This window comes from Herminiimonas fonticola, from assembly GCF_003293745.1.
GTDB classification, from domain to species: Bacteria; Pseudomonadota; Gammaproteobacteria; order Burkholderiales; family Burkholderiaceae_D; genus Oxalicibacterium; species Oxalicibacterium fonticola.
Genome location: NZ_PTLZ01000002.1, coordinates 596208 through 620962 on the forward strand (window position 1 = coordinate 596208; position 24755 = coordinate 620962).

Genomic DNA, 24755 nt, shown 5'->3' on the forward strand with positions numbered 1-24755 from the left:
TCTTTCAACGAACCCAAGTCTGACTAGTATCTCAATCTACGATAGCCAATGAAATTATATTCAGAACGTTTCTCTTTGCCGACTTTCCCTCGTCACCTTATCGCTGTTGCTGCCTTTGCATTGTGCTCCGGCTACGCGCATGCGGCTGATCCTTTTACTGTAAAGGACATACGCGTTGAGGGGATTCAGCGTACAGAAGCGGGCACGGTTTTCAGCTATTTGCCGGTACGGGTAGGTGAAACGTTTACCGATGAAAAAGGTGCGACTGCGATCAAGGCTTTGTACGCAACCGGTTTTTTCAAGGACGTGCGTATCGAGGTTGAAGGCGATGTGCTGGTTGTTTTCGTTGAAGAGCGTCCTGCGATTGCCGCCGTTGAATTTACCGGCACCAAGGAATTCGACAAGGAACAGTTGACGAAGGCGCTGAAAGAAATCGGCGTTGGCGAATCGCGGATTTTCGACAAGGCCTTGGTCGATCGTGCCGAACAGGAACTGAAGCGTCAGTATTTGTCGCGCGGTTTGTATAGCGTTGTGATCACCACGACGGTAACGCCGATAGAGCGCAATCGTGTATCGATCACGTTTGCAGTCGAAGAGGGTGATGTTTCGCGCATTAAGAACATTAACATCATCGGTAGCAAGGCTTTCAGCGAAAAAGAATTAATCAAGAACATGAGCCTGAGCACACCGGGCTGGTTTACCTGGTATTCGAAGGCAGATCAATATTCAAAACAAAAACTGGCTGGTGACATTGAGAAGATGAAATCGTTTTATCTGGATCGCGGTTATATCGAGATGCAGATAGAGTCGACACAGGTTTCGATCTCGCCGGATAAAAAAGATATTTACATCACCGTCAATATTAAAGAAGGTGAGAAGTACTCCGTTTCCGATATCAAACTCGAAGGTGAGATGTTTGGTCGTGAAGAGGAATTGAAGTCGCTGTTGCAATTGAAAAAAGGTGATGTTTATTCCGGTGAAAAATTGACGGCGAGTACGAAAAACATTTCAGAACGTCTCGGCAACTTCGGTTACGCCTTCGCCAACGTGAATGCAAATCCGCAATTGGATCGTGACAAGAAAGAAGTGGCTTTCACGATACTGATTGATCCGGGCAAGCGCGTATACGTTCGCAATATCAATATTTCCGGCAATACTAAAACACGCGATGAAGTCATTCGCCGCGAGTTGCGTCAGTTTGAAAATTCCTGGTACGACGGTGAAAAAATTAAACTGTCGCGTGATCGTGTCGATCGTCTCGACTACTTCAATGAGGTCACTGTCGAAACACCGGACGTTCCTGGCAAGACTGATCAGGTCGATGTCAATCTTGCTGTTACAGAAAAACCGACCGGTAACATTATGCTGGGTGCAGGTTTTTCCAGTTCGGAAAAATTGTCCTTGAGTGGTGCGATTAATCAGGCAAATGCTTTTGGTAGTGGCAACACAGTTGGTATTGATGTCAATACCAGCAAATTGAATCGCACCATTGCATTGTCTAGCACAAATCCATACTTCACTGACGATGGCATTAGTCGCAGTTATGAAGTATTTACCCGCACGACCCGACCGCCGACCATAAATACCGGCGATTATCGTATTCGCACAAACGGTGCCAATGTTAAATTCGGTGTGCCGTTTTCAGAATATGACCGCGTGTTTTTCGGTATTGGTATAGAGCAAACAGACCTTGAAACATATACAAACACAAACGGCACGGTTACTAATAACACTACTAGTCCTGACGCATACCGGCGCTATGTAGACAATATCAATGGAGTTGCCAGAAAGGATGACCCTCGCAGTGCTTTCCAAGAGGGGCAGCACGATGCTTCTGCGACTGCACTGCCTTTAACAGCAGCTTGGCAGCGCGATAATCGCGATAGTGCATTGGTGCCAACTAAAGGCCGTTATCAGCGCGCTAACTTTGAAATTTCGCCAGCGGGCGATTCGAATTATTTCCGCGCAACTTACCAGCAGCAATGGTTCCGACCTTTGTTCAGTAGTACGACATTGGCATTGAACGGCGAGGTTAATTACGGTAAAGCTCTGGGCGGAAAGGTTTACCCTATCTTCAAGAACTTCTATGCCGGTGGTATTGGTTCCGTGCGCGGTTATGAAAGTTCATCGCTCGGCCCCAAAGATGAAATCACTGGTGATCCATTGGGCGGTTCGTCACGACTCATTTTCAATGCTGAGTTGCAATTTCCATTTCCTGGATCAGGAATAGATCGGAGCTTGCGCTGGTTTACTTTCTTTGATGCTGGTAATGTATATAAAGATGGGTTCGGTGGAGACTTGAAAACCTCGGTGGGTATAGGTTTAAGCTGGATATCGCCAATCGGACCGTTGAAGTTGAGTTTTGGCAAGGCATTGAATGCCGATGATAGTGCCGATGTCACAAAACGTGATAAAACCCAAGCCTTTCAATTCCAGTTGGGTACAGGTTTCTAATCGCTTTGAGGCATAATCAAAAATTAGTAATTGAAATTTGAAATGCGGAGAATTATTTTGAAGTCATTATCTAAATTATCAGTAGCATCCAAAGGCCTGACATTATTTGTCGCAGGGTTGTTCTTGGTTTCTGGTGTGCAAGCGCAGGAAATGAAAATTGGTGTCGTCAGTACCGAACGCATTTTCCGCGAAGCCGCACCTTACAAAGCTGCACAAGTAAAGATCGAACAGGAATTCTCCAAGCGCGAGAAAAATTTGCAGGATTTGGCAACACGTTTAAAAGCCATGGCAGACAAGCTGGATAAAGATGCAGCAGTATTGTCAGATTCGGATCGTACCAAGCGTCAGCGTGAACTGGCTGAGGTCGACAAGGATTTTCAACGTACGCAGCGTGAATTCAAGGAAGATTTGAACCAGCGTCGTAACGAAGAAATGGCAAATGTCATCGACCGTACCAATAAGGTGATCAAGCAGATCGCTGAAGCGGAAAAATACGATATCGTGCTGCAGGAAGCGGTTTATATCAGCCCGCGTATCGATATCACTGACAAAGTGCTCAAGGCTTTGAGCAAATAATATAAAAGGCAACGATGAGCACTCGGCTGGGAGAATTAGTCGAACGCTTGGGGGGCCGGTTGATCGGCAATGCTGACATTGAAGTCGTCGGTATTGCACCGTTAAGCGATGCTTCAGCATCGCACATCACGTTTCTTTCCAATCCCAAGTTTAGAGGGCAGGCTGCACAAACTCGTGCGGCCGCTTTGATTTTGTCTCCTCCAGACGATGAAGTCGTGGGCGCGACATATTCCGGTGCGCGTATTGTCGTGACCAATCCGTACGCCTATTTCGCGCGCTCCGCACAATTTTTTGCATCATTGAATGCGCGAGTGGCACCGCATGGTATTCATCCTACTGCTGCTGTTGACCCGCAAGCACAGGTTGCGGCTAGCGCTTCCATCGGACCACACGTCACTATCGAAGCTGGCGCCATCATTGAGGATGCTTGCGTGATTGGAGCAGGGTGCTTTGTCGGGGCTGATGCGCGAGTTGGCAGTGCAACGCATTTTTATCCGCGCGTTACATTTTTGGCTGGCTGCCAGATCGGCAAGCGTGGAATCATTCACTCCGGTGCTGTGATAGGTGCAGATGGCTTTGGCTTTGCCAATGAAGGTGGGGCTTGGATCAAGATCCCGCAAACCGGTACAGTCAAAATCGGCGATGATGTCGAAATTGGAGCGAATACATCTATCGATCGCGGTGCCCTTGCCGATACCGTGATTGAAGACGGTGTCAAACTCGATAATCAAATCCAGATTGGTCACAATTGCCATATAGGCGCGCACACCGCGATGGCTGGCTGCGTCGGCGTGGCGGGTAGCGCGATTATCGGCAAGCATTGCACATTTGGCGGCGCGGCCATGGTGCTAGGTCACCTGACGATTGCGGATAATGTGCATATTTCGTCGGGCAGCATGGTGTCACGCTCTATCCATGAAAAGGGACAATACACAGGGTTTTATCCATTGGCAAAAAATGCCGATTGGGAAAAATCTGCCGTCATAGTGCGCAATTTACCGACGATGCGTGAGAAAATTCGGCAGCTGGAAAAAACAATTAAATCGCTAGGCAATAACGAGAGTGAAGAACCAAATGAGTAACGAACCAAATGCGGATGTAAAAGCAGTGTCAAAAACGCTGGATATCAATCAGATCAAACAATATTTGCCGCATCGCTATCCCATGCTGCTGGTTGATCGCGTATTGACCTGGGAATCGGGTAAATCGATTACCGCAATCAAAAACGTTACGGCGAATGAAGAATTTTTCAATGGCCATTTCCCGCACAAGCCGGTGATGCCAGGTGTATTGATGATTGAAGCGCTGGCGCAAACTGCCGCTTTGCTATCGTTCCTGACGATGGGTCAAAAACCTGATGACAATAGCGTGGTGTACTTCATCGGTATCGATGGTGCGCGCTTCAAGCGTCCAGTCGAACCTGGCGATCAGTTGAAAATGGAAGTTGAAATCCTGCGTAACGCGCGTGGCATCTGGAAATATAAAGCGACCGGTTCGGTAGATGGCCAACTCGCGCTTGAAGCAGAACTGATGTGCACAATGCGTACCATCAACGAACCAAGTCCAGCTGCGGGGCAGTAATGAGCTTGATTCATCCAACCGCGATTGTTGATCCGAAGGCGCAACTTGATGCGTCGGTCGAGGTTGGTGCGTATTCGGTTATCGGGCCCAATGTAAAAATTGGCGCGCGCACAAAAATCGGTCCGCATGTCGTCGTGGAGGGACATACGACGATCGGTGTCGACAATACGATATTCCAGTTCGCTTCCATCGGTGCTGCACCACAAGACAAGAAATATGCGGGCGAGCCGACGCAACTGTCTATCGGCGATCGCAATACGATACGTGAATTCGTCACCATCAATCTAGGTACGACGCAGGATGCAAACATCACGCGCCTGGGTAGCGACAACTGGATCATGGCTTATGTGCATATTGCGCATGATTGTCAGCTGGGTAACAACATTATCCTTGCCAACAATGCGACGCTGGCCGGCCATGTTCATCTGGAAGACTGGGTCTTTCTCGGTGGCTTTACGTCTGTGCATCAATTCTGTCGCATAGGCGAACATGCGATGACGGCATTCACTGCGGCCGTCAGTCAGGACATTCCACCTTTCGTCACTGCAGCGGGAAACCGTGCAGTACCGGCAGGGATCAATAGCGAAGGTTTAAAGCGTCGCGGTTTCAGCAGCGAACAAATCATGGCAATCAAGCGTGGCTACAAAACGATTTATCGTTCTGGTTTGCCGCTGGAAGAAGCCAAGGCCGCGTTACTGCTCGAAGAAAACAACTCTCCCGACGCTGCTCCTTATCTGCGGCAATTGCGCGAATTCATAGCAGCATCTCCTCGTGGCATCATCCGCTGACGCAACAGGCAAGACCTCGATAGCAATGGTCGCCGGTGAAACTTCCGGCGATCTGCTGGCGGGGCGCTTGTTGTCCGGTTTGCGCCCTCAATTGCCTGACGCATTAATGCACGGCATAGGCGGGCCGTATATGGCAGAACACGGCTTCATCAGCGATTTTCCTATGGAGAAATTGTCGGTGCGCGGGCTGTTCGAAGTGCTCGCACATTATCGCGAAATCAAAGGTATTCAAATCGCATTGCGCGATCAATTATTGATAGAGCGGCCGGCCGTTTTCATCGGCGTCGATGCACCTGATTTCAATCTGGGACTTGAAGCGCAATTGAAAAACGCCGGTATTCCCACCATGCATTTTATAGGCCCCTCGATCTGGGCCTGGCGCGGCGGGCGCATCAAGAAGATTGCACGTGCCGTATCGCATATGCTGGTCATCTTTCCATTTGAAGAAGAGATTTATCGCAAGGCAGGTATTCCAGCGACCTATGTTGGCCATCCTTTGGCGCAAGTCATACCGATGGTGCCGGATCAGGCTGGAGCTCGCATGGCCTTGGGATTGCCGGCTAACACGCCTGTCGTGGCACTGCTGCCGGGCAGTAGGATGTCGGAGCTGAAATACAATGCGGTGGCTTTTGTGGCAGCCGCCAAACTATTGTTGCAACGTGATCCGTCGCTGCAGTTTGTTGCTCCCATGGCTGGCGACGCGCAGCATCGCTACTTCAATGAATTGATTGTGCAGGCCGGCTTGCAGGATGTGCAGATCAAGGTCATAGACGGGCAATCGCATCGCGCACTGGCAGCAGCAGATGCAGTCATGGTGGCATCCGGCACTGCATCGCTGGAAGTTGCCCTGTTCAAAAAGCCAATGGTAATCGCCTACAAGATGATGCGTGCTTCCTGGCATGTGTTACGGCATATGGGTTATCAGCCTTGGATAGGTTTGCCGAATATTCTTGCGCAGGAATTTTTGGTGCCGGAACTATTGCAGGATGCAGCGATACCTGAAGCGCTGGCAGACGCGCTGTGGAAACAATTACAGGATGGTGCACATAGGGAATACCTGCAGCGTCGCTTCACTGAAATGCACCACACTTTGTTACGCGATACGGCTGCAGAAAGTGCGCGCGCCGTACTGGAATTGATTGCGCAATCACCGCGTGCTTGAGACACATACACGGTCACTAATAAAGCAAGCACATAGCCATGGTAAAAAAAATCGATACCAATCTTTCGCTGTTCACTAGTCTGGACGAGGATGTCATCTGTGGCGTGGATGAAGCTGGTCGCGGCCCATTGGCCGGCCCTGTTTTTGCTGCAGCCGTGATCCTTGATCCACTGCGTCCGATTGATGGTTTGCGCGACTCAAAGAAACTCACAGAGGCAAAGCGCGATGCATTGGCGATAGAGATCAAGTCGCATGCATTGTCCTGGTCGATTGCACAATGTTCAGAAGAAGAAATCGACACCTTGAACATCCTGCAAGCCACCATGCTGGCGATGCGTCGCGCAATTGAGGGGCTGCATATTACGCCGACGTTGGCACTGATCGATGGCAATCGCTGCCCGGTCATGACCGTTCGTGGCGAAGCAATTATCAAGGGTGACGACAAAGTTCCGGCGATTTCTGCTGCATCGATTCTGGCAAAAACCGCGCGCGACCATGCTCTCGGATTGCTGCATATTGAATATCCGCATTACGCTTTCGATCAGCACAAAGGTTATCCAACGGCTTTGCATATGGAACGTCTGCGTGAACATGGCGTGTCGCCTGTGCATCGCAAGTCGTACGCGCCTGTGCGTGCCTTACTTAATAAATAATAAGTCAACAAATAGTCGCGACAAAATCCGCCAGATGCATTTCTGCTTACCATGACGCTCAAAACAATTTCATCGCGCGACAATCCACTTTATAAAGAGTTGAAGCATCTCGCTACCAGTTCACAAGCTCGTCGCAAGGCGGGGCGCACTCTGCTGGACGGTGTGCATCTGTGCGAAGCGTACTTGCAGCAAGTCGGCATGCCGCCTCTTTGCATCGTCAGTGAAACTGCTTTGCTCAATAGCGAAGTGACCGTCATTCTGCAGGAATGCGGTAATAGCGAAACCCAAAGCATCGTGCTGCCGGATGCCTTGTTTCATGCTTTAAGCCAGGTCGAACACGGCATTGATATCTTGTTTGTGATTGACACGCCAGAGCAGATGGAGCCACAACGCTTGGTGCAGTCTGCAGTCTTGCTGGATAAGGTGCAGGATCCTGGCAATTTCGGTTCTATCGTGCGTAGCGCAGCGGCAGCAGGGATCAAGCAGGTGTTTTGCAGCCCGGGAACGACTTTCGCGTGGTCGCCCAAGGTATTGCGCGCAGGGATGGGCGCACATTTTTTAATAGAGATATTTGAAAATGTCGATCTGGAAGCATTGATCAAGCGCGCCGATATTCCGGTTATCGCAACCAGCTCATATGCAAAAAAACGTATTTACGATCTGGACTTGACGCAGCCGGTCGCCTGGTTGTTTGGGCATGAAGGGCAAGGTGTGGCTGAACATTTGCTGGCCCTGTCCACGCATCAAGCCACGATTCCACATCTGGGCGCGATTGAGTCGCTGAATGTTGCAGCAAGCTCGGCAGTGTGTTTCTTCGAGCAAGTACGCCAACAAACTTCAAAGTAACTTTTCTCAATCCGGGCGTTGTTCGGATTTGATTTCCTGCAATATCGTCGCGGCAATCTCTTCGATCGATTTGGTTGTTGATGACATCCAGCGTATGCCTTCGCGGCGCATCATTTTTTCCGCTTCATTGATTTCATAACGACAGTTGGCCAATGCCGCATATTTGCTGCCAGGCAGACGTTCGTTACGGATTTCTGCCAGCCGGTCGGGAGCGATCGAGAGGCCGAATATCTTGTTCTTGTATTCTCGCAGCCCGCCAGGCAGTTTTTCTCGCGCAAAATCATCAGGTATCAAAGGATAGTTTGCGGCCTTGATGCCGTATTGCATCGCCAGAAACAGGCTCGTCGGCGTTTTGCCGGAACGGGAGACGCCGACCAGTATCACATCTGCTTCCGCCAGATTTTTGTTCGATTGCCCATCGTCGTGCGCCAGCGAAAAATTGATGGCTTCGATCCGGTTTTTGTATTCCTCAGAATCTGTGCTGGTATGGCTGCGACCTATCGTATGCGTAGATTTCACACCCAGTTCCTGTTCCAGCGGTTCGACGAAGGTCTGGATCAAATCCATGTGCATGCCTTTGGATTGCCGCACTACGTTTGATAGTTCGGCTTTGACCAAAGTTGAAAAGATGATCGGACGTTGACCATCGAGCGCAAATGCGTCATTGATTTTGCGCAGTGCATCATGCGCCTTGTCCAAGGTGTCGATGAATGGTAATCGTATTTGTTTGAAGCGCAGATCGAATTGCGTCAACACTGAGTGACCAAAGGTTTCAGCAGTGATGCCGGTGCCATCGGAAACGAAAAAAACGGTACGTGCGCTGGCGATGGTGCGATCAACGAGTGTAGACATGATTGAAATGTAAGGCTGCTGTAAGTTAAAAAAATGCTGCGGTGCGATGCGCATCGAGACGGGATTCGGTAAAATGGCGGCCAATAGCTGTTTTTATCCAAGGCCGCTCTCGAAGAATAACAAAAACTGTCGCCTAAGAAAGGCACGCATGAAGATTTCTTGTCATCAAAGCAGAGGTTGTTATGTCGAACGTTGTAAACACTGGCATTAAGCATGACCAGGTAGGTGAAGGAAATTACGTCATTTCCTTCGAACATCTCCGGATGTCCGATGTGGACACTGTAGGAGGAAAAAACTCTTCATTGGGAGAAATGATCAGCCAGCTTGCAGAAGCTGGTGTTCGAGTACCGGGCGGTTTTGCTACTACGGCACAGGCGTTTCGGGATTTCCTTGAACATAGCGAAGGCGGTGGGCTGAGTCTGGCGCAACGCATTGCAGATCGGCTTGCCGATTTGAATATCGATGACGTGCGTGCGCTTGCACAGGCGGGTGCCGATATTCGCAACTGGATCGTGGAAACACCATTCCAGCCGCGACTCCTGAACGAAATCACACAGTTCTATCAAAATCTTTCTGCGGATTCATCCAAGGAAATGTCGTTTGCCGTGCGTTCTTCCGCGACCGCTGAAGATTTGCCGGATGCGTCGTTTGCCGGTCAGCAGGAAACCTTCCTCAATGTAGTCGGCATCGATAATGTGCTGGAAGCCATCAAGCACGTGTTCGCTTCGCTGTACAACGACCGCGCCATTTCCTATCGTGTACACAAAGGTTTCACTCATGCCGAAGTCGCATTGTCGGCTGGTGTGCAGCGCATGGTGCGTTCTGATCTGGGTTCTGCTGGCGTGATGTTTACGCTGGATACGGAATCCGGTTTCACGGATGTAGTCTTCATCACGTCCAGCTACGGTCTGGGCGAAACAGTGGTGCAGGGTGCCGTCAATCCCGACGAATTCTATGTGCACAAGCCTATGCTGGAACAAGGCAAGCTGCCTATCATCCGTCGCAACATCGGTTCCAAACTGATCAAGATGGAATTCACTGCAGAAGCGAAAGCAGGGCGTTCAGTGCAAACCGTCGATGTACCTATCGGCATGCGCAATCGCTACTCGCTGACCGATGAAGAAATCGTGCAACTCGCAAAGTACGCAGTCATCATTGAAAAGCACTACGGTCGTCCGATGGATATCGAATGGGGCAAGGACGGTCTGGATGGCAAGCTGTACATCTTGCAAGCGCGTCCGGAAACCGTCAAGTCGCAACAAAAACCGACCGATGTGCAGCAACGCTTCAAGATGAAAGGTAGCGGCACAGTGTTGACTGTCGGTCGCGCCATTGGTCAGAAGATCGGTGCTGGTCCTGTTCGCGTGATTCTTGATGCGGCAGATATGGAGCGCGTGCAACCAGGTGATGTATTGGTCGCCGATATGACAGACCCGAACTGGGAACCGGTCATGAAGCGCGCCTCCGCCATCATTACCAATCGCGGTGGTCGTACCTGTCACGCCGCGATTATTGCGCGTGAACTCGGCGTGCCGGCTGTTGTTGGTTGCGGTGATGCCACCGAGTTGTTGAAGGATGGCGCACTGGTAACGGTCTCATGCGCTGAAGGCGATGAAGGTAAAGTTTACGACGGCTTGCTGGAATCCGAAGTGACGGAAATCGCACGTGGCGATTTGCCTGAACTGCCATTGAAGATCACGCTTAACGTCGGTAATCCTCAGCTCGCGTTTGATTTCCAGTCGATTCCAAATGCAGGTGTCGGTCTGGCGCGTCTGGAATTCATCATCAACAACAATATCGGCGTGCATCCAAAAGCAATTCTGGAATATCCGAACATCGATCCGGATTTGAAGAAGGCAGTGGAATCGGTTGCACGCGGTCACGCGTCGCCTAGGGCATTTTATATCGACAAACTGGCAGAAGGCATCGCCACCATCGGTGCTGCATTCTGGCCTAAGCCGGTGATTGTGCGTCTGTCGGATTTTAAATCGAACGAGTACAAGAAACTGATCGGCGGTTCGCGTTACGAACCGGATGAAGAAAATCCTATGCTGGGTTTCCGCGGTGTAGCACGTTACCTCGCACCGGATTTTGCCGAATCGTTCGAAATGGAATGCAAGGCGATGAAGCGCGTGCGCGATGAGATGGGCTTGACTAACGTCGAGATCATGGTGCCGTTCGTTCGTACCTTGGGTCAGGCAGAAAAAGTCATCAATCTGCTGGCGAAGAATGGTTTGAAGCGTGGTGAAAACGGCTTGCGCATCGTCATGATGTGCGAAGTGCCATCGAATGCAATTCTGGCGGAAGAATTCCTGAATTACTTCGACGGTTTCTCTATCGGTTCCAACGATTTGACGCAACTGACGCTGGGCCTGGATAGGGATTCCGGCATGGAGATTCTGGCGGCCGATTTCGACGAGCGCGATCCTGCTGTACTGGCCTTGTTCTCGCGCGCAATTGCAGCATGTCGCAAGCAGGGCAAGTATGTAGGCATCTGCGGTCAAGGTCCATCGGATCATCCGGACTTCGCAGAATGGTTGATGAAGGAAGGTATTACTTCGCTTTCACTCAATCCGGATTCTGTGATCGAAACCTGGCAGAACCTGGCTAAACGTCTGTAATAAAGTAGTTGAATAGGTAGGTGTAAAGGTCGGGTGCTTAAATTGTTTTCCATCACAGTTTTTTAGACTAGACTGTGCACACCCGACCGGATAACACTGAACAAGCCTTATCGTGGTTTCTCAACCCTCGTTGCTCTCCGGACTGCGAGGGTTTTTTGTTGTTGAATTAAAGGAATCCTGATGACTGACTGGATGATTTGGTTTGCGGTGGCATGCGTGTTGATCATATTGGAAATGGCAACCGGTACTTTTTACTTATTGATGATTGCCATCGGTGCGGCGGCGGGTGGTCTTGTCGCGTTGAGCGGAGCAAGCGGGACATGGCAGTGCATTATTGCTGCAGCCATTGCAGCCATCGCCACTTTTGCCTTGCGTCGCAGCCGTTTTGGTAAATTGGATAATTTGGACGCAGCGCGCGACCCGGGCGTGAACCTGGATATTGGGCAAACGCTGGAAGTCGCAGAGTGGCGCAGTGCCCCAGGTACAACAAGCACCGCACGTGTCATGTATCGCGGCGCGCTGTGGGATATCGAGTTAGCCAGCGGCGGCACGGCAGTAGCTGGCCAATTCCGGATTCAGGAAGTGCAGGGAAATCGTCTGATTGTCATTAATAACAATGCGACAGGTAGTTAGACTTGCTGCTTAAGGCAGCAGAAAACTTTACGTACTAATCGCAACATACCAAGGAGCTTCCATGTTCGGCACTACAAGCACCACTATTATTTTTTTGCTCTTCGTCGTCATCGTTTTTGTCATCAAGACCGTCAATGTCGTGCCGCAGCAGCATGCATGGGTTGTTGAACGTCTGGGTAAATATCACGCAACGCTGGGCCCTGGTCTGAAGATCGTGTTGCCTTTCATTGATCGCATTGCTTACAAACATTCGCTGAAAGAAATTCCGCTCGACGTGCCTATGCAAGTCTGTATCACCAAAGACAATACACAACTCGAAGTCGACGGCATTTTGTATTTTCAGGTGACCGATCCGATGCGTGCATCGTATGGTTCATCGAATTACATTTCTGCGATTTCGCAACTGGCGCAAACGACCTTGCGTTCAGTTATCGGCCGCATGGAACTGGATAAGACCTTTGAAGAACGCGATCTGATCAATCACAGCGTCGTCGGTGCGGTTGATGAATCGGCTGCGAACTGGGGCGTGAAGGTTTTACGTTACGAGATCAAGGATTTGACGCCACCGCGTGAAATTTTGCACGCGATGCAATCGCAAATTACTGCAGAACGTGAAAAGCGTGCGCTGATTGCCGCATCCGAAGGCCGCAAGCAAGAGCAGATCAATATCGCGACCGGCGAGCGTGAAGCATCGATTGCGCGTTCAGAAGGCGAGAAGCAAGCTGCGATTAATCGTGCGCAAGGTGAAGCTTCTGCCATTCTGTCGATTGCGGTGGCGAGTGCCGAGGCGATACGCAAAACCGCAGCGGCGATTCAAGAGCCAGGCGGTTCCGATGCAGTGAATCTGAAGGTGGCCGAACAGTATGTGGAAGCTTTCGGCAAGCTGGCGAAGACAAACAATTCCATCATCATTCCAGCCAATCTGGGCGATATGGGCGGCTTGATTGCGACTGCACTACAAGTCGTGAAATCGCAAGGCACGCAAACGAAATTGTAAATTGACGGTGGTTGGTTTTTACTGAATAGACCTCGCAATAAAAAAACGGCGCCTTGAGCGCCGTTTTTTTATCGTCGATTCTGTTTCATCACAGACTGAATTTCGCGCTGAGTATCACGCTCTTTTTCGCTATCGCGTTTGTCGTGCTGCTTTTTACCTTTGGCCAGCCCGATTTCGCATTTGATATAGCCTTTTTGAAAATGCAGATTCAGCGGCACCAGCGTATAGCCGGCACGCTCGACCTTGATGGTGAGTTTCTTGATTTCATCCGCTTTCAGCAGCAGCTTGCGTGTGCGCACCGGATCGGGCGTCACGTGCGTGGAAGCAGATGCCAAAGGGCTGATATGCGCGCCAAACAGGAAGATTTCATCATTGCGCACGATTACGTACGCTTCCTTCAATTGCGAGCGTCCGGCGCGTATGGCCTTGACTTCCCAACCCTGCAGTACGATGCCGGCCTCGAAGCGCTCCTCGATAAAATAATCGTGAAATGCTTTTCTGTTATCAACAATGCTCATGAGTTTCGGCTAATGGTCGGTTAAAATGACGAGTCTGCGATTCTATCAAACGGTTTATATTCAATGGCAGTAGTGCATAAAACAGTCTTGCTGGGTTACAGCGCCGAACAGATGTTCGCGCTAGTCGATAGGGTTGAGGATTATCCTCAGTTTTTGCCATGGTGCGGTGGCGTTGACGTCAAGCAGCGCGAAGACGGCAGGCTGGTGGCGAGCATCATGATCAACTATCACGGCATCAAGCAAAGTTTCACGACCGAGAATACTACGGTGCAATCGGTGTCGATGACGATGCGTTTGCTTGAGGGACCGTTCAAGGAGCTGCATGGTACATGGGTATTCAAGTCCTTGCGCGAAGATGCATGCAAGATTGAATTCGACCTGCAGTATGAATTCTCGAATCGATTGATCGAATCCATTATCGGCCCGGTATTCAATATGATCGCTACCAGCTTTGTCGACTCATTCAGCAAGCGTGCGGATGCAGTGTATGGCTGACGCATCTGCTCTTGCTTCTATCCATGTCCAGGTTTGCTATGCGAGACCGGATAAGCAGTTTTTGCTGGAGCAGACGGTTGTGCCTGGCACAACCATCCAGCAAGCGATCCAGAGCAGCGGGATTATTCAGCAGGCACCGGAAATTGACGTCAGCGTCTGGCGTGTCGGGATTTACGGCAAGTTGAAGACGCTGGATACGGTGCTGCGCGAACATGATCGAATTGAAATCTACCGACCCTTGATCGCAGATCCAAAAGATTCACGCCGCAAGCGCGCTGAAAGCAAAGACGCTAAAAAGAAGCTCTGATTGCATTGAGCAATATTGATCCATACAAAAAACCGTTGAATTTCAACGGCTTTTTTAATTTCTATTTGCATTCATCCAGCACGCGATTATTGTTGCGTGTCTCTTGCGCACGTTCTTCATCAGTCATATAGGAGCGTTCGCCGGATTTGTCCCTGAGACTGATGCGGTCACCTGAATCCAAGGTGCGCTTGTAATTACTGGCTTGTTCACAGTTTTTCTTCTTGTCGGCAGCCAGTTTTGCCTTTTGCTCTGCTTCCTTGTCTTTTTCTGCCTGCGCCGTCTTGCGTTTATTGTAGTCGGCGTTCTTTTCTGCGATTGTCTCTGGCGCTTTCTTTGCTACGTCGCCTTCGCTGGCTGTTTCGTCCGCGGCTTTGGCTGGAGCGCTGGCTTGCGTCGACCCCTTAGGTGATTTCAGGATTTTGCTGTTTGGTACCGATGCTGGCGGCGGTGTGTCGGAGTACTGTTTGACGCCTCGTTCATTCAGCCAGACATATTGCGCCAAAGCGGCGCCGGCGCAGCTAGCTAACACAATGGCAACAGTAAAACGTTTCAAACCGGATGCATGCATGACAAATCCTCAAGAAAGGGCGGGGTAAATACTTGTGCGATTTCGCCATGCTTCCTCTGGTCTGTCAATGCAAAAGGAAAATTTGCAGCCATCTTGTCGCAAGGGCGGGACGCATTAAACGGATTTCTGTATAATTCGCTTTTGCGCCACTAGGAAAACACTATGCGTTTATTACAAAAAGCACTCACATTCGATGACGTGCTGCTGGTCCCGGCTTATTCCGACATTCTCCCTAAAGATACTTCTCTTGTTACGCGCCTGTCGCGCAACATCACGTTGAATATCCCTTTGCTGTCCGCAGCGATGGATACCGTGACCGAAGCGCGCCTTGCCATTGCGATGGCTCAAGAAGGTGGTATCGGCATCATTCACAAGAATCTGACCGCCGCCGAGCAGGCGCGCGAAGTCGCCAAGGTCAAGCGCTTCGAATCCGGCGTAGTCCGAGATCCGATCACGATTCCTCCGAACACCAAGATTCGCGATGTGATCGCCTTGTCGCAACAACACGGCATTAGCGGTTTCCCTGTCGTCGAAGGCAAGAATGTCGTTGGCATCATTACCAATCGCGATCTGCGTTTTGAAAACGAACTGGATGCGCCTGTCAGCAGCAAGATGACGCCGAAAGACAAGCTGGTTTGCGTGCAGGAAGGCGCTGATCTGGTGGAAGCCAAACGTCTGATGAACAAGCACCGTCTGGAACGCGTGCTGGTCGTCAATGCCGCATTTGAATTGCGCGGACTGATTACCGCCAAGGATATTCAAAAAGCGACCGAGCATCCGCTGGCATCGAAAGACAGCCAGGGTAAATTGCGCGTCGGCGCTGCCGTTGGTGTCGGTGCTGATAACGACGAACGCGTCGATCTGCTGGTCAAAGCCGGTGTGGACGTGATCGTGGTCGATACTGCGCACGGACATTCCAAAGGCGTGCTGGATCGCGTGCGTTGGATCAAGGATAACTACAAAGGCGTGGACGTCATCGGCGGCAATATCGCTACCGCCGCTGCTGCGCTGGCGCTAGTTGAACATGGCGCGGATGGTGTCAAGGTCGGTATTGGCCCAGGTTCGATTTGTACGACGCGTATCGTCGCTGGCGTCGGTGTGCCGCAAATTACTGCGATTTCCAATGTGGCGGAGGCGCTCAAGGGTACCGGCGTGCCGTGTATCGCTGATGGTGGCATTCGTTTTTCCGGTGATATTTCCAAGGCGCTGGCAGCTGGTGCATCGACTGTGATGATGGGCAGTATGTTTGCCGGCACCGATGAAGCGCCGGGCGAAGTGATTCTGTTCCAGGGTCGCAGCTATAAAGCGTATCGCGGCATGGGCAGTTTGGGCGCGATGGCGGACGGCTCGGCCGATCGCTACTTCCAGGACCCAGCGAACAACGTCGACAAGTTCGTGCCGGAAGGTATCGAAGGTCGCGTTGCCTACAAAGGCAGCATGGTCACGATTTTGTATCAACTGGTAGGTGGCGTGCGTTCATCCATGGGTTACTGCGGTTGCTCGACGATAGATGAGTTCCGCGACACAGCAGAATTTGTGGAAATCACCTCGGCCGGCATGCGTGAATCGCATGTGCATGATGTGCAGATCACGAAGGAAGCGCCGAACTACCGTGCTGACTAAGATCGTTACGGTAGTGAAATGACAGATTCTCCCAGCGCTAGCGGCAGTAATGTCATGCCGAATGCGGGTGTACGGCAGCATGAAAGTTTTTCTGATGCTGTTGCCCGTATCGAGCGCTTGGGAAAAAGTCTGTTTGGTGTCACCGCCTGTGTCGTACATTTAGACGGCGAAGGATCTGGACTTCATACGCACTCGCATCAATATTGCGCGCAGCTACCTTTGGGTGAAGTCTTGCATGTAATGCCGGAGAAATCGTCGCCATTCAGTCCTGCATTAGGCAAGATCGATAACTTCGAAGTACGGTTTTATGCGGTGCACCCACTGCGTAATCGCACAGGGAATATTGTTGGCAGGGTGGCGTTGATACACGAACGTTCACGCGCCTTTACCGCTGGCGATGCTCACTGGATGACTGATCTAGTGGCACTGCTGGAGCGGGAATTGCACTTTTCCGCGTATGAAGTCGCACCATCCAGTACTGATTCCTCTAAATAATTGTTCCACCTTGAAACGCTAAGCTCACTCTCATGCATTCGAAAATTCTCATCCTCGATTTCGGTTCACAAGTTACCCAATTGATCGCACGTCGCGTGCGCGATTCCGGCGTTTTTTCTGAAGTCTTTCCATACGACGTCAGCGATGAGTTCGTTCGCAATTACGGCGCAGCCGGGGTGATTCTTTCCGGCGGCCCGAATTCGGTGATCGAAGGCGATGAGTCGCCCCGCGTACCGCAAGCCGTATTTGAGTTGGGCGTACCGGTGCTTGGTATTTGCTACGGCATGCAAGCCATGGCGGAGCAGTTAGGCGGCAAGGTAGAAAACGGCACAGTGCGTGAGTTCGGTTACGCCGAAGTTCGCGCCCATGGCCACACTGCATTGTTGAAAGACATCAGCGACTTCACGACAGCCGAAGGTCACGGCATGCTCAAAGTCTGGATGAGCCACGGCGACAAGGTCAACGAAATGCCGCCTGGTTTCAAGCTGATGGCATCGACGCCGAATTGTCCGATCGCCGGCATGGCTGACGAAGTGCGTCGCATGTATGCATTCCAGTTCCATCCGGAAGTCACGCACACGGTGCAAGGCAAAGCGATCATCGCGCGCTTCGTGCACGATATTTGCGGCTGCAAATCGGACTGGAACATGCCCGATTACATCGCTGAAGCAGTTGAAAAAATCCGTCAGCAAGTCGGCACAGATGAAGTCATTCTCGGCTTGTCTGGTGGCGTCGACAGTAGCGTTGCTGCTGCATTGATCCATCGCGCGATTGGCGATCAACTGACCTGCGTTTTCGTTGATCACGGTCTGTTGCGTCTGGACGAAGGCAAGATGGTGATGGATATGTTTGCCGACAATCTGGGCGTCAACGTGATCCGTATCGATGCCGTCGATCAGTTCATGGGCCATCTGGCTGGCGTGAGCGATCCGGAAGCAAAACGCAAAATCATCGGGCGTGAGTTTGTTGAAGTGTTCCAGGTAGAAGCCGGCAAACGCAAGAATGCAAAATGGCTGGCGCAAGGCACGATTTATCCTGACGTCATTGAAAGTGCAGGCAAGGGCAAGAAGGGCCACACCATCAAGAGCCACCACAATGTGGGCGGTTTGCCGGAAACCTTGAATCTGAAATTGCTGGAGCCATTACGCGAACTGTTCAAGGATGAAGTGCGCAAACTCGGCGTCGCGCTCGGTCTGCCACATGACATGGTGTATCGCCATCCATTCCCTGGCCCAGGCCTTGGCGTACGCATACTTGGTGAAGTGAAAAAGGAATTCGCCGATCTGTTGCGTCGTGCTGATGCGATCTTTATCGAAGAACTGCGCAAGACACCATTCGTGCTTGCACCCGGTGCATCGGAAGCAACCGACAACGGCATTCCACATCGTAATTGGTATGACGCGACCAGCCAGGCATTTGCGGTATTCCTGCCGGTCAAATCAGTCGGTGTGATGGGCGATGGCCGTACCTATGAATATGTAGTTGCCCTGCGTGCTGTACAGACGCAGGATTTCATGACGGCACACTGGGCGCATCTGCCACACGAATTGCTGGGTAATGTTTCCAATCGCATCATCAACGAAGTACGCGGCATCAATCGTGTTGTGTATGACATTTCAGGTAAGCCACCAGCGACGATCGAGTGGGAGTAATTGCCGGTGACGGAAAGTCTGTTTTTTGCTTTACAGCCTGACGTCGCTGCTATCACGCAGATTAACGAAGTGACTGCGGCTTTGCGTACTCAACATGACCTGTCTGCGCGCTTCATAAGCGCTGACAGGTTGCATGTTACTTTGCATTTTGTTGGGGACCTTGCTGCTATTTCACAAGAGCAGCTGGATAGTGCACACGCTGCCGCTGCAGCCATAAAATTGCCAGCTTTCGATGTTAGTTTCGACAAGGTGCTTAGCTTTCGATCTGCAAAAGCAGAGCGGCCGTTGGTACTGGCAAGCAGTTCCTCCATGAATCCGCTTCAATTGTTTCGCTATGAACTTGGCGACTCACTTCGCAGGCGCGGAATCCCTGCAGAAAAAACGACTTTCACTCCGCACATCACACTCTCCTATGACGAATATAAGGTCGAAGAAGAGGTTTTGGTAGCTCCAGTTAAGTGGACAGCTCGCGAATTTGTGTTGATCAAGAGTTTTGTCGGGAAAAGTCGTTACGAGGTATTGGGGCGTTGGCCTCTGGGTGCTGCGTAAGCTGCCACTTAAGGTAAGGTACAGCCGCACAACCCTTTGATGGCAAGCTCTATTTGGGCAAATCTGCAGGAATGCCGTTCGGACTACGGGCCATCTGATAACCATACCAAAGACTTTGTGCGATCCGTTGTGCAGAAGTGATGGCACGCTGGCCCATGGCTTGATTGGCTTGTTCTTTTGTGGTTTCTTCAAAGAGTGCCAGCCAGCGTTTGAAAAGTGCTTCGTCCAGATGGGCCATGGCAGCGTGCTTTTGCATGGGTGTGCCGCTGTAGTTGCCGGTGCCACGAAGGATGGATGACCAGAAGTTGGCTAGCGTCACCAAGTGATGATCCCAGTCATGTACCTGGCTGTTGAAGATGGGGCCGAGCACTTCGTCTTGCCTGACCTTCGCGTAGAAGGCATGCACAAGTTGCGCAACTTCTTCTTCAGTACAGAGTTCGGGGTTGAGCATTTTTTCTCCGGAAAAGCGATGCCCATTTGATAGAGCGTTGTGCATATGAAATTTGATGACTAGCGAATAAGGAGATGATATCCCTTGATTGCATTAATCGAAATGCTCACTCATGCAGCAGGCTCAGACCACACCGCAAATTCATTTCCACTAGGTTCAGTAAAATGAAAGCGACGGCCGCCGGGGAATGAAAAAATCTCTTTGCTGATGGTGCCACCAGCTTGCCTGATTTTTTGCTCGGTAGATTCAAGTTCCTGGCTGTAAAAAACCAGCAGGGCTGCACCTTTGTCAGAATGCGATGCCAGCTCAGATTTGTAGAAGCCGCCATCCAAACCTTCGTTCGAAAAAGCCGCGTAATCCGGGCCGTAATCGACAAAATTCCATCCAAAAGCGGCTTCAAAGAATTGCTTGGTTGCCGCAATATTTTTGGATGGGTATTCTACGTAATTAAGTTTTTCATGAAGATTCATGACGGGCTCTCCTCAGTGCTTGGCAATATCAATGTTCGACTGATTATATTGCGTGTTGATTACACCGCGCTGGGAATGCCATGCTGCAGATATTTGATCTGGCCCGATAGAGTAGCGAGCCAGATCACCTCCGTATTCTGCATCAAACTTCTGTCGCCGCTTTCGCCATGTTCTTTTTCAGTTCCAGATCTGCATACGGATCGTCCTTGTCGGATTCGCTCGTGACTGCATTTTTGAGCATGTACTTTGCATAGGCATCCAGCAATTCCATCGTGAAATTAGCCTTGTCTTTGACCGGGATCCAGCCTTTGTCGCTTTTCTCTTCAAGCTGCATATCTGCACCGTTGAATTTGATGCTGATTTCCTTGTCTTTTTGCGCCAGTTCGAACTGATCGAGAAAGTTGCTGACAGATGCGCTTGGGTTGCTGCCTGCAAAATCAGCCATCGCGTTTTTGAGTGCTTCTTTACGAGCTGAAGTTGCGCTGCTGATCATGCTCGCCATGCCGTCGCGTAATGCAGGGTTTTCATTGAGCATGGTTTGAAATTTCACATTGCGATTGTCGCCGCTGAGTTCAAAGCCGTTTTTGTTCGATGTAATACGCAGCGCCGGTGGAACATTGATGCCGTAAGCTTGCAGAGCGTTGCTCAAGCTGTCCTTGAAGTTCACGTTGGATACTGACGAAACTGGCGAAACCGGCGTCAGTGCTGATGCAGTGATGGGTTTGTTGACAGCACTGGCAAGCAAATCGCCAAAGGCAGCATTGGCAGATTTATTCAATTGAGAAGAAGTGAAGCTGTACTGTGAGTTGACACTGCGATCGTTCGAAATTTTATCCATGCTTTTTCCTCCGTTGAATAACTCAAGATGAATCAACCAAAACAGGTGACTCGCGATATAACTGTTAGCAGCCCAGCTTAGCAGTGCGATCACGGCTGCAATGCGATGAGTAAGGGGATGAAATGCTGCTACTTCGAGGAAAAATATGATTTCCTTTATATAGCGCGAGTCGCTGCACATTTGATCTAGCGCAAGAATTAAAAGGAGTGATGCGCCATAATGAAAACCACTATGCATCCAGGCTCAGACTCTTCTCATCGCTTGCGATCCGATCAAGGATCTGCTGTGGGAGCTGCTCTGCAAACACTTGCATCGCTACTATGGCTGCCGCAGGCAGGCTTGCTGGCTTATGCAGTACAAGGCTTGGCGGACGGTGGCGGTTTGGCTGCCATCAAGATTCCCGCGCTACTTTTAGTATTGCTTGGACTTCTACGTGCGGCATGTGACGCTGCAGGCTCACGAAGGGCGTTCAAAACTGCACGCGCACGTTTATCCATGCTGCGTGCACAGGTCGCGACTGCGCTGGCAGCGCGTTCTCCACTGGATGTTGACAGACCGGCGTCGGGGCTCGCCGCGAGCGTGATGGCAGAACAGGCTGAAGCAGTGATTCCATATCTGACGCGTTATCGTCCTGCGCGTTTGCGTTCCACCATAGTCCCCATCGTTATTCTCATTGCCGTCTTCCCCTTGTCGTGGATTGCTGCGCTGGTTCTACTGGTCGCTGCACCTCTGATTCCGATTTTCATGGCGTTGGTGGGCTGGCGCGCGAAAGCTGCGAGCGAAGTGCAAATGGTGGAGATGGGTGACATGAACGCTTTTTTGCTGGATAGATTGCGCGGGCTGGCAACTTTGCGAACGCTGGGTGCGATAGACATGACTGCGCAGCGTTTGCGTGATGCAGCGCAAGCCTTGCGGCTACGCACGATGGCTGTGTTACGGATTGCGTTTTTATCGTCTGCAATACTGGAGCTGTTCGCTGCCTTGGGCGTGGCAATGATCGCGGTGTATGTCGGCTTTCATTTGCTGGGACAAATTGAATTCGGTGCCTGGGGTAATCGCCTGAGTCTCGGACAAGGCTTGTTTATCTTGTTGTTGGCTCCGGCTTTTTTTGAGCCTTTGCGAGATCTGTCTGCCGCTTGGCATGACAGAGCCGCGGGTGAAGCAGCGCTGGATGCATTAGATCGTTTGTCCGATACAGGATTGCTGTTGCCGGATGCGGGTGATGGGGCAAACGCGTTGTCATCTCATACTGGCGTCGCGCCATCAGTCGAGATTTCCAATCTTCTTTTCTCTCATGTCGGTGCTGCGGATCTCGTTTTTGACAATTATTTTCTGCATGTGGCCGCAGGCGAACACATCGCGATTGTTGCCCCCAGCGGCGGCGGCAAATCGACCTTGCTGTCCTTGATTGCCGGTTTGGTACCTGCACAAGGTGGCGAGATCAAAATCGATGGCGTGCCACTTTCCGCAAACACGGTGATTACTCTGCGTAGCCGCATGACATGGATAGGTCAGAAACCGCATATTTTTGCAGGTTCGGTACGTGCGAATGTAAGTCTCGGTCGTGCCGGCGTTGATGCGGAAGATGTTGCTGACGCTTTGCAGTTTGCCGCGCTGGATACGGTGCCGCAAGCACAGCTTGGTGTTGCCTTGGGCGAGGGTGGTGGCGGCTTGTCGGGCGGTGAAGCAGTACGCCTGGCTTTGGCGCGCGCGATGGTTGCTGGTTGCGCCAATGCCGATCTGCTACTGGTAGACGAACCGACCGCGCATCTGGATACCGTGACTGCCAAAGAAGTAAGCGACGCCTTGCTGCAACTGGCGCAAGGCAAAACGATGATTGTTGCCACCCACGATCCGGTGCTGGCGGCGCGTATGCATAGGGTGATTGTGTTGAACGCGGATGCCGAGGTGGAAGCATGAAGCTCAGTCGCGATCTGCATCCGGTGCTGGCCTTATTTTTTGCCAGCGACAAAAACAAATTATTGACAGGCGCTTTGCTGGCGGCGGTTACCGTATTGTCCGGCATGGCTTTGCTTGGTTTGTCCGGCTGGTTCATCACGGCGACTGCGATTGCCGGCTTGAATGTATCGCTGGCATTCATGTTCGATGTTTTCATGCCTTCGGCCGGGATTCGATTGCTGGCACTGGGTCGCACCGCTGCACGCTATGGCGAAAGATTGGTCACGCATGACGCCACGCTGGCGGTGCTGGCCGCCTTGCGCGAACGTTTATTTCTTGGTTGGGCGCAACCCGAAGCGGCCCGCCGTTTAATGGTACGACCTGCGCAATTACTGTTCCGCCTGACTGGCGATATCGATGCGCTGGATTCCTTGTATTTGCGCATTCTGGTGCCGCTTGCGTCGGCTTTGGTCGCTGCGCTGGCAACCGGGATCGCATTGAGTTTTATCGATGTGTATTTGGGTATCAGTATTGCCATTTGGCTGATAGCTACTGGTCTCGGGATTGCATATCTCGTTGCGCGCGGCGCACGTCGCGCAGCACGTCATCGCAGCTATGGCATAGAAGCTCTGCGAGCACGCAGCATCGATCTCGTCGCGGGACAAACCGAGTTATTGATGGCGGGACGATTGACTGCGCAAAAGGCTGCACTGCGTGCAGCCGATGAATATCTCGCGCGTGCCGACGATACATTGAACCAGCTGGAAGCACGAGCCGGCGCAGCGTATAGCGTAGTGGGTAGCCTGACTCTGGTTGCCACGCTGCTGGTGGTCGCGGTGTTGATGGAAAACGGTGTCATAGGTGCGCCGGTTGCCGCGCTGGCCTTGTTGCTGGTGCTGACTGCGACAGAACCTTTTTCAGCCTTGCGTCGCGGCGCATTGGAGCTGGGACGCACTGTGCTGGCTGCACGCCGCTTGAATCCGCGCTTGCAGGATGCTGATAGCCCAACAGTTAAACAAGCTTCTGTACTGTTTTTATCTGAGGATCTGATCCTTTCTTTGCATGATGTACGCGCGCATCCTGCAGGTCAGGATGCATCTGATACTTCGGTGCTGCAGGATATCTCCTTGAAGGTAGCTCGAAACGAGCGCGTGGCCTTGATCGGGGCGAGCGGCGCAGGCAAATCGACCTTGATGGCGGTGATCGCCGGTGAACTGGCTGCACAGTCGGGAACGGTACAAGTTGCCGCTCACAGCCTGCTGACGCAGAGGACGGAGTTATTTCAAGACAGTCTGCGCGACAACCTGCGTCTGGCGGACGCGACTGCGAATGACGCGCGCCTGTGGGATGTATTGCAGACGGCCGGTCTGGCGGATGACGTGGCAAAAATGCCGAACGGGCTGGATACGCGCCTGGGTGAGGGCGGCTTGGGATTGTCCGGTGGGCAACTACGTCGTCTGGCCTTGGCGCGCTTGTTATTGCGCGATGTGCCGCTGTGGTTGCTGGACGAACCGACCGAAGGGCTGGATCCACAGACTGCGCGCGATGTTTTGCAGCGTTTGGACAAGCTGGCAGCAGGCCGCAGCCTTTTGCTGGCAACGCATGTACGGCGCGAGGCCGCGTTGGCGAACCGCTTGGTTTGTATGGAACATGGGCGTATTGTTATGGACGTGATGCGTGGCGATACGGGTTTTGACCTTGTATTGAATACGCTGCGACCGGATTAA

At 51.5% G+C, this 24755-nt stretch carries 25 protein-coding genes; 19 read left to right on the forward strand and 6 right to left on the reverse strand.

Annotation, left to right across the window (positions count from 1 at the left end; all coding sequences use genetic code 11):
- The first annotated feature begins 48 nt into the window (after nucleotides 1-48).
- Genes bamA through Hfont_RS10170 form a run of 8 tightly spaced genes read left to right on the forward strand, consistent with a single transcriptional unit; the run spans nucleotide 49 to nucleotide 8060 of the window.
- Nucleotides 49-2454 carry an outer membrane protein assembly factor BamA gene (gene bamA / locus Hfont_RS10135; RefSeq protein WP_112992248.1) on the forward strand — a complete coding sequence of 802 codons (2406 nt, stop codon included), beginning with the start codon at nucleotides 49-51 and terminating at the stop codon, nucleotides 2452-2454.
- Nucleotides 2455-2496: 42 nt separating this feature from the next.
- Nucleotides 2497-3030, forward strand: a complete 534-nt coding sequence (locus Hfont_RS10140) for an OmpH/Skp family outer membrane protein (protein ID WP_112992249.1) — start codon at nucleotides 2497-2499, stop codon at nucleotides 3028-3030.
- Nucleotides 3031-3044: 14 nt separating this feature from the next.
- The gene (gene lpxD / locus Hfont_RS10145; RefSeq protein ID WP_112992250.1) at nucleotides 3045-4112 is read left to right on the forward strand and encodes a UDP-3-O-(3-hydroxymyristoyl)glucosamine N-acyltransferase; all 1068 of its coding nucleotides are present in this window, start codon (nucleotides 3045-3047) and stop codon (nucleotides 4110-4112) included.
- Nucleotides 4105-4611 (forward strand): 3-hydroxyacyl-ACP dehydratase FabZ, encoded by a 507-nt coding sequence (gene fabZ / locus Hfont_RS10150; RefSeq protein WP_112992251.1) that lies wholly within the window; start codon nucleotides 4105-4107, stop codon nucleotides 4609-4611. The genes lpxD and fabZ overlap by 8 nt, the downstream gene beginning before the upstream one ends.
- Nucleotides 4611-5399, forward strand: coding sequence for an acyl-ACP--UDP-N-acetylglucosamine O-acyltransferase (gene lpxA, locus Hfont_RS10155; RefSeq protein ID WP_112992252.1), 789 nt, complete (start codon nucleotides 4611-4613; stop codon nucleotides 5397-5399). The genes fabZ and lpxA overlap by 1 nt, the downstream gene beginning before the upstream one ends.
- The gene (gene lpxB, locus Hfont_RS10160) at nucleotides 5383-6561 is read left to right on the forward strand and encodes a lipid-A-disaccharide synthase (protein ID WP_112992253.1); all 1179 of its coding nucleotides are present in this window, start codon (nucleotides 5383-5385) and stop codon (nucleotides 6559-6561) included. Before lpxA ends, lpxB begins: the two co-directional genes overlap by 17 nt.
- Before the next feature lie 38 nt (nucleotides 6562-6599).
- Nucleotides 6600-7214 (forward strand): ribonuclease HII, encoded by a 615-nt coding sequence (gene rnhB / locus Hfont_RS10165; protein ID WP_112992254.1) that lies wholly within the window; start codon nucleotides 6600-6602, stop codon nucleotides 7212-7214.
- A 51-nt stretch (nucleotides 7215-7265) separates the two neighbouring features.
- A complete protein-coding gene (locus tag Hfont_RS10170) occupies nucleotides 7266-8060 on the forward strand; it encodes a TrmH family RNA methyltransferase (protein ID WP_112992255.1) in 795 nt (264 codons plus the stop codon).
- A 6-nt stretch (nucleotides 8061-8066) separates the two neighbouring features.
- Here the strand turns inward: Hfont_RS10170 and ppsR are convergent, their stop codons facing one another.
- On the reverse strand, nucleotides 8067-8912 hold the full coding sequence (gene ppsR, locus Hfont_RS10175; protein ID WP_112992453.1) for a posphoenolpyruvate synthetase regulatory kinase/phosphorylase PpsR: 846 nt from the start codon (nucleotides 8910-8912) through the stop codon (nucleotides 8067-8069).
- 182 nt (nucleotides 8913-9094) lie between these two features.
- Between ppsR and ppsA the strand changes: the two genes are divergently transcribed.
- The 3 genes from ppsA to Hfont_RS10190 all read left to right on the forward strand — a co-directional run bounded on the left by ppsA (nucleotide 9095) and on the right by Hfont_RS10190 (nucleotide 13163).
- The gene (ppsA, locus tag Hfont_RS10180; RefSeq protein WP_112992256.1) at nucleotides 9095-11533 is read left to right on the forward strand and encodes a phosphoenolpyruvate synthase; all 2439 of its coding nucleotides are present in this window, start codon (nucleotides 9095-9097) and stop codon (nucleotides 11531-11533) included.
- Between the two features lie 180 nt (nucleotides 11534-11713).
- Nucleotides 11714-12166 carry an NfeD family protein gene (locus tag Hfont_RS10185; protein WP_112992257.1) on the forward strand — a complete coding sequence of 151 codons (453 nt, stop codon included), beginning with the start codon at nucleotides 11714-11716 and terminating at the stop codon, nucleotides 12164-12166.
- Between the two features lie 61 nt (nucleotides 12167-12227).
- Nucleotides 12228-13163 carry an SPFH domain-containing protein gene (locus Hfont_RS10190; RefSeq protein WP_112992258.1) on the forward strand — a complete coding sequence of 312 codons (936 nt, stop codon included), beginning with the start codon at nucleotides 12228-12230 and terminating at the stop codon, nucleotides 13161-13163.
- Between the two features lie 68 nt (nucleotides 13164-13231).
- Here the strand turns inward: Hfont_RS10190 and smpB are convergent, their stop codons facing one another.
- On the reverse strand, nucleotides 13232-13681 hold the full coding sequence (gene smpB / locus Hfont_RS10195) for an SsrA-binding protein SmpB (protein WP_112992259.1): 450 nt from the start codon (nucleotides 13679-13681) through the stop codon (nucleotides 13232-13234).
- A 63-nt stretch (nucleotides 13682-13744) separates the two neighbouring features.
- On the opposite strand from smpB, the gene Hfont_RS10200 reads away from it, so the two are divergent.
- The gene (locus tag Hfont_RS10200) at nucleotides 13745-14176 is read left to right on the forward strand and encodes a type II toxin-antitoxin system RatA family toxin (RefSeq protein ID WP_112992260.1); all 432 of its coding nucleotides are present in this window, start codon (nucleotides 13745-13747) and stop codon (nucleotides 14174-14176) included.
- Nucleotides 14160-14483, forward strand: a complete 324-nt coding sequence (locus Hfont_RS10205; RefSeq protein ID WP_421800992.1) for an RnfH family protein — start codon at nucleotides 14160-14162, stop codon at nucleotides 14481-14483. The genes Hfont_RS10200 and Hfont_RS10205 overlap by 17 nt, the downstream gene beginning before the upstream one ends.
- Nucleotides 14484-14544: 61 nt before the next feature.
- On the opposite strand, the gene Hfont_RS10210 is transcribed toward Hfont_RS10205, so the two are convergent.
- Complete coding sequence (locus Hfont_RS10210) at nucleotides 14545-15051, reverse strand: DUF4124 domain-containing protein (RefSeq protein ID WP_112992262.1); 507 nt, start codon at nucleotides 15049-15051, stop codon at nucleotides 14545-14547.
- Nucleotides 15052-15213: 162 nt separating this feature from the next.
- Between Hfont_RS10210 and guaB the strand changes: the two genes are divergently transcribed.
- The 4 genes from guaB to thpR are packed head-to-tail and all read left to right on the forward strand — an operon-like array spanning nucleotide 15214 to nucleotide 19370.
- Nucleotides 15214-16674 carry an IMP dehydrogenase gene (gene guaB / locus Hfont_RS10215; protein ID WP_112992263.1) on the forward strand — a complete coding sequence of 487 codons (1461 nt, stop codon included), beginning with the start codon at nucleotides 15214-15216 and terminating at the stop codon, nucleotides 16672-16674.
- Between the two features lie 18 nt (nucleotides 16675-16692).
- Entirely contained in the window at nucleotides 16693-17169 is a 477-nt protein-coding gene (locus Hfont_RS10220; protein WP_241523069.1) for a GAF domain-containing protein, read from the forward strand.
- A gap of 32 nt (nucleotides 17170-17201) precedes the next feature.
- Complete coding sequence (gene guaA / locus Hfont_RS10225; RefSeq protein ID WP_112992265.1) at nucleotides 17202-18821, forward strand: glutamine-hydrolyzing GMP synthase; 1620 nt, start codon at nucleotides 17202-17204, stop codon at nucleotides 18819-18821.
- A gap of 6 nt (nucleotides 18822-18827) precedes the next feature.
- A complete protein-coding gene (thpR, locus tag Hfont_RS10230) occupies nucleotides 18828-19370 on the forward strand; it encodes an RNA 2',3'-cyclic phosphodiesterase (RefSeq protein ID WP_162845899.1) in 543 nt (180 codons plus the stop codon).
- 49 nt (nucleotides 19371-19419) lie between these two features.
- Here the strand turns inward: thpR and Hfont_RS10235 are convergent, their stop codons facing one another.
- The 3 genes from Hfont_RS10235 to Hfont_RS10245 form a co-directional block, all read right to left on the reverse strand.
- On the reverse strand, nucleotides 19420-19821 hold the full coding sequence (locus Hfont_RS10235) for a group III truncated hemoglobin (protein ID WP_112992267.1): 402 nt from the start codon (nucleotides 19819-19821) through the stop codon (nucleotides 19420-19422).
- 110 nt (nucleotides 19822-19931) lie between these two features.
- Nucleotides 19932-20291: a VOC family protein gene (locus Hfont_RS10240; protein WP_112992268.1), complete on the reverse strand. Its 360-nt coding sequence runs from the start codon at nucleotides 20289-20291 to the stop codon at nucleotides 19932-19934.
- Nucleotides 20292-20433: 142 nt separating this feature from the next.
- A complete protein-coding gene (locus Hfont_RS10245; protein WP_133467291.1) occupies nucleotides 20434-21129 on the reverse strand; it encodes a hypothetical protein in 696 nt (231 codons plus the stop codon).
- Between the two features lie 219 nt (nucleotides 21130-21348).
- Here Hfont_RS10245 and cydD point away from each other — a divergent pair, with 219 nt between their 5' ends.
- Together cydD and cydC are read left to right on the forward strand one after the other, a co-directional pair.
- A complete protein-coding gene (gene cydD, locus Hfont_RS10250; RefSeq protein ID WP_112992270.1) occupies nucleotides 21349-23049 on the forward strand; it encodes a thiol reductant ABC exporter subunit CydD in 1701 nt (566 codons plus the stop codon).
- Nucleotides 23046-24755, forward strand: coding sequence for a thiol reductant ABC exporter subunit CydC (cydC, locus tag Hfont_RS10255; RefSeq protein ID WP_112992271.1), 1710 nt, complete (start codon nucleotides 23046-23048; stop codon nucleotides 24753-24755). The genes cydD and cydC overlap by 4 nt, the downstream gene beginning before the upstream one ends.